The organism is Paenibacillus eucommiae, assembly GCF_017874215.1.
Classification (GTDB): Bacteria; Bacillota; Bacilli; order Paenibacillales; family NBRC-103111; genus Paenibacillus_AI; species Paenibacillus_AI eucommiae.
In genome coordinates this window covers 148464-165239 of record NZ_JAGGLB010000021.1, presented here as the reverse complement: position 1 = coordinate 165239, position 16776 = coordinate 148464, and the positions used below count along the sequence as shown (strand labels likewise).

Here is a 16776-nt window from a genome sequence, read left to right as displayed (position 1 = left end):
TCATTCCCTCCCCATCAGACGCTGCAGATTTTTATAGGAGATGTTAGCTTTATCGGTTTCTGAAATATCGGCATAAGCCAACATTGTGATGGAAGGACCAGGATGATTGAATGGCATGTTGCTTCCCAAAAGCAGCCTCTCGGAACCAAATAACCTAACGGTTTGCTCATAAGTCAACCAATTGTCGTTAGTTGACATTTCCACATACACATTGGGATGCTGTTCCAGATAGCTGTACCACATCATATTCCGCAAGTGGGGAGCTTCAGTCAAAATAAACCGTACATCTCTATACCTGCGGCAAAGCTCTTCGAAGTAAGGATTTTCTTCCCCGCTTTCTTGATAGATCATATTGTAACTCAACATAACGTTAAGATTCAGCTTGCGGGCTATATCCAGCATTTCTGTTACATGAACGGAAGTAAGCGTATATCCATGTTCTTTAGGGAATAACCTAACGAAGCGGACATCGTTTTCCATCAATAATTGCTCCATGAATATCCAGCCTTTATCGTACTTATAATGCGGAGAGATCACAAAGCACGGTTCGATAAAAGAGTGGTTTCGGCAAATGTCCAATAGCTTTACATTTCCAAATACAGGATTCAGGGAACGGGCGTCAGCATGGTATGCTAGCGTTTTTTCGATACCAATCTCCGATGCCAATTGAACAAATTCTTCTACCCCGTGAATGGGAACGTGTTCTCTTACATAAGTGCCGATCATGCAGTTCGCATCGTAAATCTTCACTTCTGAAGAACCTCCTTATGATTTTCCAGTTTAAAAAGTCGTGATACTGTATCGAATCCTTCCTTCTCCTGACGATCAATCGTTACCACCCCATACGGCCCATACGGCGAGTTCCACATAACCTCTCCATCGCCAATGAAACTCCTGCGATGATAATAGTCTGCCCAACACCAAACTACTCCTCCCTGCACACCGGAATGAATTACTGCAGTCCACACCTGTTCCAAATAGGCCGCTTGGTAAGTTTCTGAAAACCGGGTATTTCCCTTCAACCCCAAAATGCCGTGCGTTCCAAACTCCGTTAAGACAACAGGCTTCCCAGGGTATTCCTCCGCTGTCTCTTTGAGATGCTTTTCGGTCGGCTTCCTTACGAGCTCCTCAAGTTCCGAGATTTCCAAGGCTAACTTCTGATGGAACAAACCATAATAAAGATTGATACAGACAAGATCGGCTTCCTCGAACGCATCATGTCCCTTTGAACCTATCGTCACAAAAGTTACCAGTCGTGAAGGATCGAGTTCCTTGGCTCTTCTCATCAGTCTGCGTACAGATGCATCCCCGTCTTCCGAGTTCGTTCCAGACTCGTTGCACATACTCCAGGCAATGACGCATGGGTGATTCCAATCACGGCGGATCATCTCTTCAAGCGCCTTTTCTGCCAAGTCAACGACTTCAGGAATAAACGTTCTGTCCGCTCCTTCACTAAGCCACCAGTTCAAAGGAACTTCCTCCATAAACAGCAGTCCGATTTCATCCATAATATCCAGATGAACCGGAGCCTGCGGGTAATGAACCCGGACCAGGTTTGCACCCGTGCTCTTAATTTTCAGAAGATCTTCCCGGATTACGCTTTCCGGCACGTTAGGGCCATACTCAGCATATTCATCATAGCGGTTAAATCCTTTTATCATGATAGGCTTTCCATTCAACAAAATCTGGTTGCCCACACTTTCGATTGTTCGAATTCCGAACCGTTGACTAACCTCATCGAGAATCATTTGTCCACTAGTAAGCTTGACCCCCAACGTATATAGATAAGGGCTCTCTAAACTCCAAAGCTCGGCATTAGAGACCTCTATTTCAAACTGAACAATAGTACTCTCATTCGGTCCGCATTGTACGGCATGTTCGGATATTATCGTCTGCTTTTCTTCTGGAAGCTCTAGCTGTACAATTCCTTCCAGCGAAGTATCAGTGCGGTTCGCAATCTCCATTTCGCAAATGACGACCGCTTTATCAGCTTCCCCCATAGCTGTACGTATTTGGAGCGAGGAAACATGTTGAAAACCGATAGAATCTATCGTAACTTTTTGCAAGATGCCCCCATACTGAACCCATTCCACGACCGGTCCGCCTGGAAGCCACTCTTCCCGATGCCGGTTATCCACACGCATAACGATTTCATTCTTCCCATTCTGCTCTAAATAAGGGGTTATCCAAAATTCAAATGGTAAATAGGTGCCGTAATGCTCGCCTAAATAAGTACCGTTGATCCAAACCCGGGCATGGCCACTAACGCTGTTAAATACGATTTTCTGCAAGGAATTCAGATCTACCAGGTCTGTTGTAACTTCAGCCGCGTACCAACCTATCCCTTCGTAGCTCCAGAAAGCTTTCTCGTAATAGTCCCTTGGTTGTGGAGCTTCCACTTTAAGCCATCCGGATTTATCCCATTCGGGCTGGAACCAACCTCTTGTCTCTCCCAGATTGTCCTGATCAACTTGATATTGCCATTCCCTTAATTCAACTTGATTTCGTTTCATATTAGTTCCCTTCTCTTGCTGTTTTAATGGTAGCGCTTGCAATTGGTATCTCGTGATCATTGGCTTTCAGTACCCAATGTTCTGGTTAACCAACTCGGATGAAGCATTCTCGCTTTACAATTTCCAAAAAAATGATTCACTCAGTAATGTATTTATTTAACCCCTATAACATGTATAAAATAATGAAATCACTTCCTCTACGAAACAAAATAAATAATCATTTAAATAATATCTATATAATTGATTCACTTGATTAATCAATTATATTATCAAAAAATATAAATGTAAACCCCTTTTATCGATCAAATTTTCATTAGTGAAATGGTTTTCTTCAACATAAAGCTGTATAATTAATTCAACAAATCAATTCTTGAAAGGATACAGATATGAATCTTACCGAAACGCAGCTTTCTATACTCAAATTGATTAACTTGCATCGCGAGATTTCGCGGAAGGAGCTCTCTTTTCGTTCGGGACTATCTCAAGCAGCAGTTACAAATATTACAAAAGAACTAATCGAACAGAAGTATATTGTAGAAGGAAGAGAAAGGATCAGCAGCGGACCCGGGCGAAAGGAAGTTTTTTTGCATTCCAATCCGGACCGATTCCGTTACTTGGGTATTGATATCGGCGGCTACCGGGTTCGTTTCGCCATATCCGATAACAATTTAAACCTTCTGTATCAATTAGATGCCCCCATGGCCGACTATCTGCATGAACCTAATAAACTGGAAGCTCTAGTCAGTCGGATTAACGATTTCCTGCAGCAAAATGGTGTTTCCCCCCATTCCCTCGATGCTATTGGAGTTGGTGTCACAGGAATTGTAAATACGGAGCAAACGCGAATTCTGGATATTCCGAATGTTGCTTTCTGGGATGATTTACCTATTGTTTCCACACTGCAGCAAGCTTACGGCTGCCCCGTTTTTCTGGAAGAAGGCGGACGGACGATGGCGCTTGCTGAAAGACTTGTAGGACAGGCCAAAGATGTAGACAATTTTATGGTCGTTCACTTTGGTAAAGGCATCGTCGCCGGAATGATGATAAACGGGCATTTAATTAGGGGTGCCAGCAATGTTGGAGGCCTTCTGGGTCATATAACCGTAGACGAGAAAGGCCCTCGATGTATGTGTGGCAACTACGGCTGTCTGGAAATGTATGGGCCCTTTCAAATTATTGAAGAAAAATATCTGGAACTGGACAGCACCTATACTTCTCTTGTAGAAGCCTACGAACAAAACAATAAAATCGCCCTGGACGTTTGCATCGAAGCTGGCAACTCCATTGGTATAGCTTTGAGCAACGTCGTAAATCTATTCAACCCGCAATGCATTTATTTGGGTGGCCATTTGTTCGATAGCCTGCCTCTTGTACTAGATGAACTCAAAAGAACGGTCCGCAGGCGTGCCAATCGATTTGCGAATGTTATTCTCGAAATAGAAATGAACACTTTCGGTGATTTGGAAGGTATATACGGAGCCCTGACTCTGGCTAAATCAAAGCTGATCTCCTGAATTTCAGGATATATCATACCTTCCAGGTATGATATATAAATAAAATAGATATTTTATATATATAGAAATGAATGATAGTATTCAATTATTATAGAATCAAGGTCGTTATTTAAGATGATTAATTAGGAGTGATAGTCAGAATGGTGAACCCTTTGGAAATAAAAGTAGAGAGAAATAAACATAAGAAAACAAAGCCACCTCAGGATCAGCTTGGTTTCGGGGTTCATTTTACCGATCATATGTTTGTGATGGATTACGCTCAGGAGAAAGGCTGGTATCATCCCCGTATTGTTCCTTATCAGCCGATTGTGCTCGACCCTGCAGCCAAAGTGTTTCATTATGGACAAACCATTTTCGAAGGGCTCAAGGCCTATAGAACCGGGGATGGGAGAACACTGCTATTCAGGCCTCAAAAAAATATCGAGCGAATGAACCGCTCCAATGAACGATTAAGTGTGCCACAGCTGGATGAAGCTCTCTTTCTTTCAGCCTTGCAGCAATTGATTGCGGCCGATCAGGACTGGATCCCATCGGGGGCCGGGACTTCGTTGTATATCCGCCCTTTTGTGATCGCTACTCAACCTGCGTTAGGCGTATCTCCTTCTGAGCATTATCAATTTATCATCATCATGTCGCCGGTTGGCGCCTATTATCCTGAAGGGATAAATCCGGTTAAAATCTTTGTAGAGGCCGAGTACGTTCGTGCCGTTATTGGGGGAGTTGGCGAGGCCAAAACAGCGGGCAATTATGCAGCAGGTCTAAAAGCACAAGAAGCAGCCAAAGAGCTGGGTTATTCCCAAGTCTTATGGCTGGATGGCGTTCATCGGACTTATATTGAGGAAGTGGGCAGCATGAATGTGTTTTTTAAAATTAATGGCACCGTCCTGACACCAGCGCTGAATGGAAGTATTCTGGACGGCATCACCCGCAGCTCCATGATCCAGCTGTTAAAGCATTTGGATATTCCCATCGAAGAGAGAATGATTTCTATTGAGGAATTATACGAAGCTGGTAGAAACGGCACTTTAGAAGAAGCTTTCGGCACAGGAACAGCAGCCGTAATTTCGCCGATTGGCGAACTAAGCTGGAAGGGAGAAAAGCTTGTCATCCAGGACGGTCAAACAGGTGAGCTTTCCAAAAAACTCTACGATACCTTAACCGGCATTCAAAAAGGAAGCCTTGCTGATCCGTTTGGCTGGATGGTTGAAGTAAGTGAAACGCCTAGCGGCGTCCTTTGAGGAGTGTATTCGTGACGTTGGTGCGTTGCGGAGGAAATGGCTGTGGGCTCCAGCCGCTGTTAAAGATTTGTTCCCTTGAATGGAATGGATGAGAAGGTTGGAACAAATCTTTAAAGGCGGACGCTACCTCTCTTCCGCCCACAGCCATCCCCTCTTCTCTGCTACAATCGCACGAATCACACGAATACCAAGCTCAAACGGACTGCCAGCAAGGGTTCTTCACTTGGTTGGAGAGCTTTCCTGGCGGGCAAAGGCGCTGGGGATGAGGAGCGCCCCCGCAGCTGCGTGCGAGCATGTAACTGTGAAGGACCTGGTGCTTTTAACGATGATTTCATCGCTAAAAGCACCAGGTCCTCTCCACATCCTTGCTCCTACAAGAGCTTGTTTTACACGATTCTCCAGCGGTCGCTCTCTAATTGTTCAGCAAGGAACTGCATAAATTGTGCTCCGTCTGCCCCATCGAGTGGTCGATGATCAAACGATCCGTTCATTTTCATCATGGTTACAAGCTCAATCGAATCGCCTACTGCAACAGGTATTTTCTTGGCTCTGCCGATAGCCAGAATACCTGCCTCAGGAGGATTGATTAGAGCTACAAACTCGTCAACATCAAATGAAGCCAAGCTTGAAATAGTAAAGGTGCCTCCCTTGGTATCTTCCGCTTTCAGCTTACCAGATCTTGCATCCGACACAAGCTCATGACGGCGCTTTGCAATTTCTAACAAAGACAACTTATCCGCGTTATGAATGACAGGCACGACAAGCCCATCGGGCAGGGAAACCGCCAAGCCGATATTAATTTCAGTATGTTCCAAAATATAAGGATCACCGGCATCCGTCCGGAAGGATACATTTACCTTAGGGACCTGCTTTAGCGCTTTGGCAGCAGCCTGAATAATGAAATCCAGGACGGACAAGCGAATACCAGCCGTTTGCTCGACGCTGTTAACTAACGTTTCGCGAATTTTTAGGACGTTCGTCATGTCCGCACTGTTTTTCACTTGGAATTGGGGAATTTCACGAAAGCTGTAAGTTAATCTTTCTGAAATGACTTTTCTCATCGTACTCAGTGGCTTCTGGGAAGCTTGATTTTCCTGACGGCTTGGTTGATTAGCTTGACTGGCTTGGCCAGCTTGGTTCGCTTGACTAGTCTGAGTAGGTTGAATAATGGCGCCGGTTTTGATAGACTCGCTCGCTGGTTTGGACGGCTGAACTGCCGTCTGCTCAGCTTGATCGGGGCTAGCCATAATATCCCGCAGCAAAATTCTGCCTTGGGGACCGGTACCCGAAATGTGGTGAAGATCCAATCCCTTGCTTCTCGCCAGCTTTCTTGCCGCCGGTGAAATGCGGATTCTCTCCTGCCCTGTTTCTTGGATCGTTTCTTTGACCAATTCCTGAACTGATTCCTGGGCCGTTTCCTGATGTGCAGCATCAGAAAGGTAGCCCAGAATGCCCCCAACAGCAATTACATCGCCAGGCTTCACACTCTGTTCTGTCAAATACCCGTTTGCGGCTGCTTCGACTTCCATGGTTGCCTTATCGGTCTCCACGGTCATGATGACCTCACCCGCTTGGACGTTATCACCGATCTGCTTCTCCCAAGTGGCAATTGTCGCTTCTTCCATCGTTAAGCCCAATTTCGGTAACTTGATTTCGGTTTTCAAATCTTTCACCTCTCTTTACGCAATCATTTAAGTATGAATGGCATGCCCTGACACAGCATGGGCAGCTTCGCCGAAAATTTCCGCAACGGTAGGATGGGGATATACGTTCATTCCCAGTTCCCAGGCCGTACCCTCGAGGAAAATAGCCAGGCTGGATAGCGAAATTAACTCCGTAGCGCCGTCTCCGATCATATGTGCTCCAAGCAGCATATCATTTGCTTCATCCACGACCAGCTTGATAAAGCCTTCCGCTTCACCATGAATAAGCGCCCGTCCGTTGGCCTTCATTGGAAATTTTCCGATTTTAATCGAGTATCCTGCCTGTTTGGCCTGCTCCTCTGTCATTCCGATACTCGCAATTTCCGGATGGGCATATGTACAGCGGGGCACTCTATGCGATTGATAGGGCTCGATGTCCTGACCGCAAATCGTATCAACAGCTATAATCGCTTGCTGGCTGGCCACATGTGCCAACTGAAAGCTGCCTGCGATATCGCCAACTGCGTACAAACCTGATACTTCAGTCTGCATGTATTCGTTGGTCTTAATATAGCGCTCCCCATCATTAAGGCCCACACTTTGCAAGCCCAGTCCAGAAGTATTGTTCCTCCTGCCCATAGCGAGCAGCAATGCCTCCGTGCTATGCTTAGTTTCTTCGCCTGAAGCAGTCCGAAGCGTATATTCAAGCTTATCCGGTTCCACTTGCTTGATATCTTCAAATAGCAAATGACAGCCGGTTATCGTTTCAATCCCTTTGTTTTCAAATGAGCGCCTGATTTCTTTGGATATTTCCTCGTCCTCAAGCGGAAGCAGACGATGCTCTCTTTCAACAAGACGGACCGCACAGCCCATTCCCCGGAAATAGCAGGCAAATTCCACACCGATCGCACCAGAACCAACAATCGTAATATGGCTGGGCTTAATAGGTTTGGATAAAATTTCGTCACTGGTAAACACGCGAGACCCATCCACATGAATGCCAGGGGGCACACTAGGCTTGGATCCGGTAGCCAAAATCACATGAGACGCGCGGATCGTCTGTGCTTCCTTAGTGTCCCCTTCGGCTTCTATTCGAATAAGAAACTCCGATAAATGAGCAGGATCAACTTGCTCTACTGGATGAGCCTGCTGAGTAATTTGACCTTGTGGACCTTGCTGGCCTGCAAGCTGCCCTTTTCCCTTAAAAACCTCAACTTTATTTTTTTTCATTAAATATTGAATGCCTTGGTGAAGCTGATCCACAATTGATTTTTTTCTTAGAAATGCTTTTTCCACATTAAAATGTACAGAGTCCCCTTGAAGCTCAATACCAAACGCGTCCGCATGGAGAATTCGTTCGTACAGCTTGGAGCTTTCCAGGAGTGCTTTCGTCGGAATGCAGCCTTGATGCAGACAAGTACCGCCCAAAAGCTTGCTTTCCACGATCGCCACTTTTTTACCATGCTGTGCGGCCCGGATTGCAGCGACATAGCCTCCAGTGCCTCCGCCAATGATTACGATATCGTAAAGCTTGGCATTTTGTGCATCCAGCATCGCTGTTTCCCCCTAACCCTCTACGACTATTCTGCGAATCGCCGAGACGATATCGGATACCTGCGGCAGCATTTCTTTTTCCAGGTTTAGATTGTAAGGGATTGGCGTATTCTCTGCTGCTACGCGAACAATCGGTGAATCGAGTTCATCGAAAGCTTCCTCCTGAACACGGGCCAGTACCTCTGCCCCCCAGCCATATGTTCTTGTCGCTTCATGGACGATGATCAATCGATGGGTCTTTTTCACGGACTGAATGACCGTTTCCACATCCAAGGGCACAATCGTCCGCAAATCGATAATTTCCGCTTCAATACCTTCCTCACTCAGCAGCTCTGCCGCTTCCAGCGAAAATGAAACCATTCTGGACAAACAAACGACGGTTACATCTTTTCCCTCACGTTTCACATCCGCCACACCTAAAGGAATCAGATACTCTTCATCGGGTACGCTGCCTTTTTTGTTATACAGCATTTTGTGCTCGATAAAAATAACAGGACTGCCTTCCCGTACTGCTGATTTCAGCAGCCCCTTGGCATCATAAGGTGTACTTGGCACTATAACTTTCAAACCAGGAATGTGGGCGAACATCGTTTCCAGGCTTTGAGAATGCTGGGCGCCGTTGCCTCTTCCGCCACCGCCTTGCGTGCGTATGACGAGAGGAACCTTCGTCTGTCCACCCGACATGTACGTCATCTTGGCTGCCTGGTTAATAATTTGATCCATGGCAACCAGTGTGAAGTCGATCCACATGATTTCTACGATCGGCTTCATTCCGGTCATCGCTGCTCCAACTCCGGCTCCGATAAAGCCGGTTTCGGAAATCGGCATATCAAGGACTCTTTCAGGTCCGAATTCATCGTAAAGGCCTTTCGTTACTTTGAAGACGCCCCCGTAGGAACCAATGTCTTCCCCTAGCAATATAACATCCGCGTCCCGGCTCATTTCTTCGCGTAAAGCACTGTTAACTGCTTCCGCATAGGTCATCATTTGCTCAGTAGACATCCGTGAATATCTCCTCCATTTCCGGCTCGGCAGAGCGTTTGGCCTGCTCACAAGCTTCCGCGATTTGCTCCCGGACTTCTGCTGCGATTGCTGTGAGACGCTCTTCGCTCAGCAGCTTATGTTCCTTACATATTTGCTTGAAGCGAAGCAGTGGATCTCTGGTACGCCACTCCTCTACCTCGGAACGCTCACGGTAGGTTTCCGAATCGCCGAACATATGTCCAACCAAGCGGTACGTTTTGGCCTCGATGAATGTAGGGCCTTCACCAGCTTTTGCTCTGGCAACCGCTTCTTTACCGGCTTCATAAACAGCGCGCACATCATTGCCATCGACAATAATCGAAGGTATCCGGTACGCCGCCCCTCTTTCTGCTAAATGCTCGTTCAGAATTGAATCCTTGATCGGCGTCATTTCCGCATATAAATTATTCTCACACACAAAAACAACCGGGAGCTTAAACACAGCAGCCAAATTCAAGCCTTCGTGAAAAGCGCCCTGATTGGTCGCACCGTCTCCAAAAAATGTGACTGCAACCCGCTGCTGCCGTTTCAGCTTGGAGGTAAGTGCTGCTCCGACAGCAATCGGAATGCCTGCTCCGACAATGCCGTTAGCACCCAGAATACCTATTTCTGCTGAGGCGATATGCATCGGGCCCCCTTTTCCTTTGCAGTAGCCGTCGACCCGGCCCATCATCTCCGCAAACAGCCGGAACGGATCTGCCCCCTTGGCCAGAGCCTGCCCTCTTCCCCGGTAAGTCATCGTCATCATATCCTGATTATCCAGAACGAGTCCAATGCCAGTTGCTACTGCTTCCTGCCCGATATAGGCATGCAGCGATCCTCCCATTAGCCCTTCTTTGTAAACATCCACACTTTTTTCCTCGAAGGAACGAATCTTATTCATGATCCGCCAGGCCCGTTCCGCCAACTCCTTCTCCCAATGCCACGCATCTTCCTGAATCTTGTAATGGTACATGTTATCGGTCATCGTCGCTTCCTTCCCACTCGTCTTTTATTCTGGGTGTAAGTTGACCCGCAACAGCAAAGCTGCCTTCCTTCAATTCCACAAACTCAATGCGCACCTGGGAAGGATCTACCTCCAGCACTTCACACACCGTTTTCGTCATTTGCTCGGCCAAGCGTTCCTTCCGGCCCCGGCTTCTGCCTTCCATCAGCTTTATCGTAATATAAGGCATAACTTTTCCTCCTTTATGAGGCGCTTATGAATCGAGTCTGAAGCATTTTCAACTCGCTTATGAGGCATCCGTCCCACCGGTTACACCAATTGCTTCACCTGTCATATAACGGGCATCATCACTTGCCAGGAATGCAACCACAAAGGCAACCTCTTCCGGCGTCGCCATTCTGCCTAGCGGAATGATTTGTTCCCAGCGCTTCTGAATTTCCTCTTGAGAAATATCCAATAATTCGGAACGTGTTTCCCGCACTCGATGCATCATCTGGGTATCTATCAAGCCTGGGCAAAGCGCATTTACCCGGATGTTGTGAGGTCCGAGAGCCACAGAGGCTGAGCGGGTCAGACTAATAATTGCCGCTTTCGAGGCCGCATAATGAGCTGCTATCGGGCGAAGAAACCGGCCAGCCGTAGAAGAGAAATTGATAATGCTGCCTCCGCTGCCCTGACGAATCATCTCTTTGCTTGCCAGCTGCATCAGCTGGAGGCTCGTTTTTACATTAATGTTAAAAACCCTGTCCCAATCATCCATCGTGATGTCCAGAAACGGGCTCGTATGCATAACTCCGGCTACATTGGCCAAAACATCAATTTGGTTAAAATGCTCTATGGTCTGCTGGACAATTTCCTCCAAAGCGCTGGAGTCAGTCAAATTCTTGGCATATCCGACTACCGAATCCCCAAATGCGTTACATTCCTGAACCGTGCTCTCCAAATTCTTCTCATCGATATCCGTCAGAACCAGACTCGCTCCCCGGGAAGCTAGCAAATGACTGATACTCCTTCCAATTCCTCCCCCGGCGCCAGTAATTAAACAAACCTTCCCGCTTAAATTCCCCATACATAGCCTCCTCAAGATATACAACAATTCAGTTACTCTAATCATTCATAAATGTTAAAAAAATGCGACGTTCAAATAATGTGATGTTCAAATAATGAGAATGTTCATAATATGAACATTCTATCTTTTGCAAAATTAAATGTCAACATGAATCTGTAGATACTAGCTTAGCCGTATGTGCCTCCACAAATAATGAGTCTATCGTCAAGCCTAATCCAGGCAGATGATTAGGGTAAGCCACTCCATCCCGCAGCTCATAGCTAGCTCCTGCAATCAGATGAAAGCTGCTGTTTCTATTTTCCTTTGATACAACTTCGATCATTTTACACCCTGGAAACGCCATACCCAAATGAAAATGAATCGACGAAAAATAGTGAGGAAATGACGAAAGGTTATAGGAATCCGCCAAAGCAGCAATTCTTCTCCATTCCGTAATTCCCCCACAGAGGGTTGCATCCGCACGAACAATATCCATGCAGCCGCTGCTTATGTACTGTTTGAAGGTCCATCTGCCGGCAAGAAATTCCCCCACAGCAATAGGAACTGAGAGATTGTTCCGCAGCCATGAAATCGCCTCCATTTGTTCTGGGGGCAAAGGCTCTTCAACAAAAGAAATACCGCTTGTTGCACTTTCAGCTTTTTCAATCCAGCGTTTCACTGCTTTGACATCTTGCCAAGCTCCATTTGCATCAATGCCTAATGAGATGGAATCAGGAAGACATTTTCTTAAAGCTATAAAACGCTCCAAATCTTCCTCCATAGAAACGCCACCCACCATTAGCTTCAAATGCTTGAAGCCCTGCTCCACATAACCTGTAAATTCCTCGCACAGCTGATCCAGTCCCTTATTCTCCGCATAATAACCACCTGCCATAAGGAGTTGAATAGATTCACGATATCCCCCAAGCAGTGTATGAAGGGGAAGGCCCGCCTTTTTGGCTTTCAAGTCCCACAATGCGATATCCACCAAGCTTAATGCACGCATCAAAAAACCTTGTCTGCCATTTAATTTTTGACTGTTATACATGATTTCCCATATTTTTTCTGTATCATCGATATTACACTTCATTATATGAGGAGCAATTTCCCGGGTAATAGCTGAGCTTAAATCTCCACCTCTGGTAAACCCTAAGGAATAGCCCTTCCTTTCCATAGTCGTTGTAATCTCAACCAGACAATATTCTCTTTTTAATACTGCATAGCCCCCAATCCACACGGGTTGTTCCAATGGAACAACCAGGGTTCGGGCTGTAATACTGCGAATGGTTTCCTGCATCCTGATCACTCTCTTTTCATTTTATTTGTTCAAAAGCACAGCATAGGAGTTCTCCTGAAATAAATGATTAAAACGCTGTATGATCTGTTCAAGCGCCTTCATAATCATGGCATGCTTATCTTTTAGCGCAGAAGGAAAAGAAGTCGTTACACAACCAATAAGCTTGCCCTCCACAATAATGGGAAAACCATAGCAATCAATGCCTATCATAAACTCTTCCAAATCGGATGCGTATCCGTTTTTTCTGACTAACTCAAGTTCACTGTGCAGCGCCTGCTCAGATGAAATGGTTTTGTCAGTAAGAGCAACTAACGGATTCTCGCGGATATAAGCCTGCAGCTCTTCAGGAGATAAGGTGGACAAAAATAATTTCCCGGAAGCACGTGCATGCAAATAGGCAGGCTCATCCTGGTGCAGAAAAACCTGAACAACACGGAGCGCCCCTATACCCAGCACTGTATCAATCAGCGTCACTCCTTGATTAAACACAGCCAGATAACAGGTTTCTCCTGTCACATTGACCAAATCAAGCAGCATGCCATGAACAATATTGCGTAAGGTAGCATCCGAGGTGCCTTGAGCCATCTCACCAATAGCAGGACCAAGCTGATACTTGCCGTTTAAATTCATGCTAATAAATTCGTGTGATTGCAGCGTTGACATCAAATGATGCGTCGTGCTGCGATTTAAATTCAAATATCGGCTCACCTCAATCGTTGTAAGACCATTCTTGTTGACACTTAGCAATTGTAAAATTAAGCAAGCCCGGGAAACGGACTGTACTTGGGTTTTCTGAGACACTATCTGATCACTCCTTGGAAAAATTGTTATGAAAAACGCCTCATGCCGTCCTTTGAGGTGCTGTTCGTGACTTGGGTGCCGTGACGGGAGGGAATGGCTGTGGGCTCCAGCCGCTGTTAAAGATTTGTTCCCTTGCATGGAATGGATGAGGAGGTAGGAGCAAATCTTTAAAGGCGGGCGCTACCACTCTTCCACCCACAACCCTTCCCTCTCTCAGCTACAATCGCACTAAACACACGAACACCAAGCTCAAACGGACTGCCAGCAAGGGTTTTTCTCTGGATTGGAGGGGATTTCCCAGCGGCTTGGCCCGCGGGCAAGCCGCTGGGACTGAAGAACGGCCCCGCCAGCGAGCATGACCGAGAGGATCTGCTACTTTTACGATGATTTTGAGGCTGTCGATTAACTGTGGACAAAAAAATAGATGTGCCAAGCCCTGTTGATTAACATACATGGTTCCACTACTCTCTTTCCCTACCTAAAGCATACATGCCAATAAGAACCAACCATAGGGGACAAAAAGATGCAAAAGTACATCATTTTTGGACCTGAATGCACCCCTAAAAGGAAATTACTGCAAATCTGCAGGATTTTAGGCGTCTCTTGTCCGTTTGAGCGCTCCAAGTGACTATTTTCCTGCACTTTTGCAGCAATTCTCGGCCAATACCCGATTTCAGGTGAAAAATCCTGCACTTTTGCAGCATTTACTATGGGTAGAGTCCAAGACTTTGGCCTCCAAGGCTACTAAGAGGCGAGTTTTGATCGATTTCAGTGGGAGTTTGAGTTGTACCCATTATGTCGACAGCCTCTTTTTCATCGTTAAAGCATCAGATCCGCACCACAACCTTACTTTAAAGATGAAAAACATCGTTAAATGAAGCATACGCTCTTTTCAGCGGAGGGTGGGCTGCTTCGGGCTATGCTCTTCCCTCTTTTACGCTTTATCACTGTAAAGCACTTAAACTTTCTTATCTTGTAAAGAAAAACTCCTTGTGACATCCTTTGAGATGCGTGTTCATGGCTTGGGTGCGTTGCGGAGGGAATGGCTGTGGGCCAATGTTGTCAGGATAAGACAGCCAAAATGTGGTCGATTTTCCGCCTACATGTGGTCGCTTCGGTCCCGAGCAAGCACATTGTGATCGGTTTTTCGCCTACATTCGGCCGCTACGGCCCCACGCTGTAAGCCCAGCCGCTGTACTTTCAAATACAACCAAAAAAAACCTAACACGTTCATTATATGAACATGTTAGGTTCTCAGCTTGAAAAAGTCAAGCTATATATGATTGATCAACAGCAAGTCAAAGTAGCTTACGAACACTATGTCCACTATGAGCACTCTATGTCTGCTATGAGCACTATGCCCGCTAAAAGCGCTATGAGCTGTTCCCACATAGTCGACATTTTCAAGCTGCAGCCTACCTGTTATTTCTATACCACTCATTAACTTCCTTCGTCATCTCGTCACCGCCAAGCTTTTGCCACTGGGCTACGAAATTGTCAAACTCTTCGATAGGGGATTTCCCCATAATAATTTTGGTAAACGCTTCTCTTTGCATTTTTTCCAGCATCGCCGCTTTCTTCACCATGGTAGGCAGTGGTAAAGTGACGAATTCGCTAAACATATACAAGTTATTTTTTTTGTAATAATCCGTTGTGTGCATCGAGCCCCCGTTTTTCGTGTACATCACATGCCAGCCGTAATTGTTCAAGTCGCCTTTTTTGTATTTGCTGATTTTGTCTACCACACCTTTGTCGTTAGCTGTCAACTGGGACATATCGTTCGTCTCAAATGCTTCATTGAAGCGGTAATACGTTTCCAGGTTAGCGTAATCTTTATACACTTTAATCGCCGACAGTGGAAAATAGGGAATTCCGTCCTTCCTGGTGTGGTACTCATAATAAACGTCTTCAGACTTACTGTCATAAGCAATATTAAGCCAGAAATCGAGCAGCTTGAAAATCGCCTCCGCGTTCTCGGCACCTTTCCTAACCACCCAATACCCATTAACACCAAGCGCGACCTGCGGTTTGGCTGGCTGTCCATCGATGGAGGGAAGGGGAAATGACTTCCATTCCGCTTTCGGATCAAGCTCCTTATTTTGCGAAATCTGAGAAGTCGCATCATACGGTAAGCCAAAAAACATGCCGATTCGGCTGCTTATGATAAGCTCATTTTCTTTATCTGTTATTTTTGCCCCAAAATCAGGATCGATTTGCCCGTCTTGAAACAGTTCTCTCAGTTTCTTCAGTGCGTTTCTCATTTCCGGTTGGATCGTACTGTTCACCAAAGTGCCGCCGCTATCTTTCATCCAAAGGTCGTTATAGGCATGGAATCCGTTGAAAAAAGACTCGGCAAAGCTAAATTCCTTATCAAGCGCTAGCCCATACGTATCGTTCTTGTTGTTCCCGTCTGGATCAAGCTTTGTGAAAGCTTCGCTGATTTTGAACAGATCCTCCATCGTTTGGGGCTCAGACAAACCAAGCTTATTCAGCCAGTCCGTGCGGACATACAGCATTTTGGCCGATTCACGGGCTGTCCATGTGAACGGGATTGCCATGAGCCTACTATTGAGTGTCGCTGATTTGAGCGGCATATCACCACCAGCGGCTAAGGTTTGTTTCGTCATATCAGAGGCATACTTGGCGTACAATTCCGTCAAATCCTCGATCATCCCGGCGTCGGCCAGTTGTTTGAACTGAATACCATTTACCATGAAGAAGTCAGGAATATCGTTGGAACTGATCGCCAAATTCAATTTTTGCGTATATTTCCCCTCTTCGACTGCCCACAAAGATTTGATTTTGATACCGTATTCATGTTCATAGGCCCTTGTCCACGGGTTGTTGTCTATTGAATCTCCAGGAGCGAACTTAACAGCTGTATTTTGGGATGTAACGGTCGACAAGGTAATCGCCGGATCGAATTTCTCGTTCTTGCTTCCCGCTTGCGTCCCAGTTATCTCACCAGTCTGTTTATCCACACCCACCTTCTCGCTTGTCTTAGGAGATGTTATTTCTCTGGTATCCTCTTCTCCGCTGCGGCAGCCTGAAAGCAACAGTACGAGTATAAAAAACGGTATGATTACTGCCTGTCCTATTTTCAACATAAGAAAACCACCCTTCTATAAAGCAAACGGATTGTACGGATCGGTCGTAAAGAAGACAGCAAAAATGAAGATTCCCTGTTCACTGTATATAA

At 46.0% G+C, this 16776-nt stretch carries 13 protein-coding genes; 2 read left to right on the top strand and 11 right to left on the bottom strand.

What is annotated here, in order from left to right:
• Both J2Z66_RS43890 and J2Z66_RS26365 read right to left on the bottom strand, forming a co-directional pair.
• Entirely contained in the window at positions 1–750 is a 750-nt protein-coding gene (locus J2Z66_RS43890; RefSeq protein ID WP_209975722.1) for an amidohydrolase family protein, read from the bottom strand.
• Positions 747–2513, bottom strand: coding sequence for a glycoside hydrolase family 2 protein (locus J2Z66_RS26365; RefSeq protein ID WP_209975721.1), 1767 nt, complete (start codon positions 2511–2513; stop codon positions 747–749). Before J2Z66_RS26365 ends, J2Z66_RS43890 begins: the two co-directional genes overlap by 4 nt.
• 386 nt (positions 2514–2899) lie before the next feature.
• Between J2Z66_RS26365 and J2Z66_RS26360 the strand changes: the two genes are divergently transcribed.
• Together J2Z66_RS26360 and J2Z66_RS26355 are read left to right on the top strand one after the other, a co-directional pair.
• Entirely contained in the window at positions 2900–4027 is a 1128-nt protein-coding gene (locus tag J2Z66_RS26360) for an ROK family transcriptional regulator (RefSeq protein WP_209975720.1), read from the top strand.
• Positions 4028–4167: 140 nt separating this feature from the next.
• Positions 4168–5265, top strand: coding sequence for a branched-chain amino acid aminotransferase (locus tag J2Z66_RS26355; protein ID WP_209975719.1), 1098 nt, complete (start codon positions 4168–4170; stop codon positions 5263–5265).
• Positions 5266–5651: 386 nt separating this feature from the next.
• Here the strand turns inward: J2Z66_RS26355 and J2Z66_RS26350 are convergent, their stop codons facing one another.
• The 9 genes from J2Z66_RS26350 to J2Z66_RS26310 all read right to left on the bottom strand — a co-directional run bounded on the left by J2Z66_RS26350 (position 5652) and on the right by J2Z66_RS26310 (position 16684).
• Positions 5652–6929, bottom strand: coding sequence for a dihydrolipoamide acetyltransferase family protein (locus J2Z66_RS26350; RefSeq protein WP_209975718.1), 1278 nt, complete (start codon positions 6927–6929; stop codon positions 5652–5654).
• Positions 6930–6956: 27 nt separating this feature from the next.
• On the bottom strand, positions 6957–8462 hold the full coding sequence (gene lpdA / locus J2Z66_RS26345; RefSeq protein ID WP_209975717.1) for a dihydrolipoyl dehydrogenase: 1506 nt from the start codon (positions 8460–8462) through the stop codon (positions 6957–6959).
• 12 nt (positions 8463–8474) lie between these two features.
• Entirely contained in the window at positions 8475–9464 is a 990-nt protein-coding gene (locus J2Z66_RS26340) for an alpha-ketoacid dehydrogenase subunit beta (protein WP_209975716.1), read from the bottom strand.
• A complete protein-coding gene (locus tag J2Z66_RS26335; protein WP_245375852.1) occupies positions 9454–10452 on the bottom strand; it encodes a thiamine pyrophosphate-dependent dehydrogenase E1 component subunit alpha in 999 nt (332 codons plus the stop codon). The genes J2Z66_RS26340 and J2Z66_RS26335 overlap by 11 nt, the downstream gene beginning before the upstream one ends.
• Positions 10442–10660, bottom strand: coding sequence for a tautomerase family protein (locus tag J2Z66_RS26330; RefSeq protein WP_209975715.1), 219 nt, complete (start codon positions 10658–10660; stop codon positions 10442–10444). The genes J2Z66_RS26335 and J2Z66_RS26330 overlap by 11 nt, the downstream gene beginning before the upstream one ends.
• Positions 10661–10717: 57 nt before the next feature.
• On the bottom strand, positions 10718–11500 hold the full coding sequence (locus J2Z66_RS26325) for an SDR family NAD(P)-dependent oxidoreductase (RefSeq protein WP_209975714.1): 783 nt from the start codon (positions 11498–11500) through the stop codon (positions 10718–10720).
• 142 nt (positions 11501–11642) lie between these two features.
• Entirely contained in the window at positions 11643–12776 is a 1134-nt protein-coding gene (locus tag J2Z66_RS26320) for a mandelate racemase/muconate lactonizing enzyme family protein (RefSeq protein ID WP_209975713.1), read from the bottom strand.
• A 21-nt stretch (positions 12777–12797) separates the two neighbouring features.
• The gene (locus tag J2Z66_RS26315; protein ID WP_209975712.1) at positions 12798–13577 is read right to left on the bottom strand and encodes an IclR family transcriptional regulator; all 780 of its coding nucleotides are present in this window, start codon (positions 13575–13577) and stop codon (positions 12798–12800) included.
• Between the two features lie 1415 nt (positions 13578–14992).
• Positions 14993–16684 carry an extracellular solute-binding protein gene (locus J2Z66_RS26310; RefSeq protein ID WP_209975711.1) on the bottom strand — a complete coding sequence of 564 codons (1692 nt, stop codon included), beginning with the start codon at positions 16682–16684 and terminating at the stop codon, positions 14993–14995.
• Between the last annotated feature and the right edge of the window lie 92 nt (positions 16685–16776).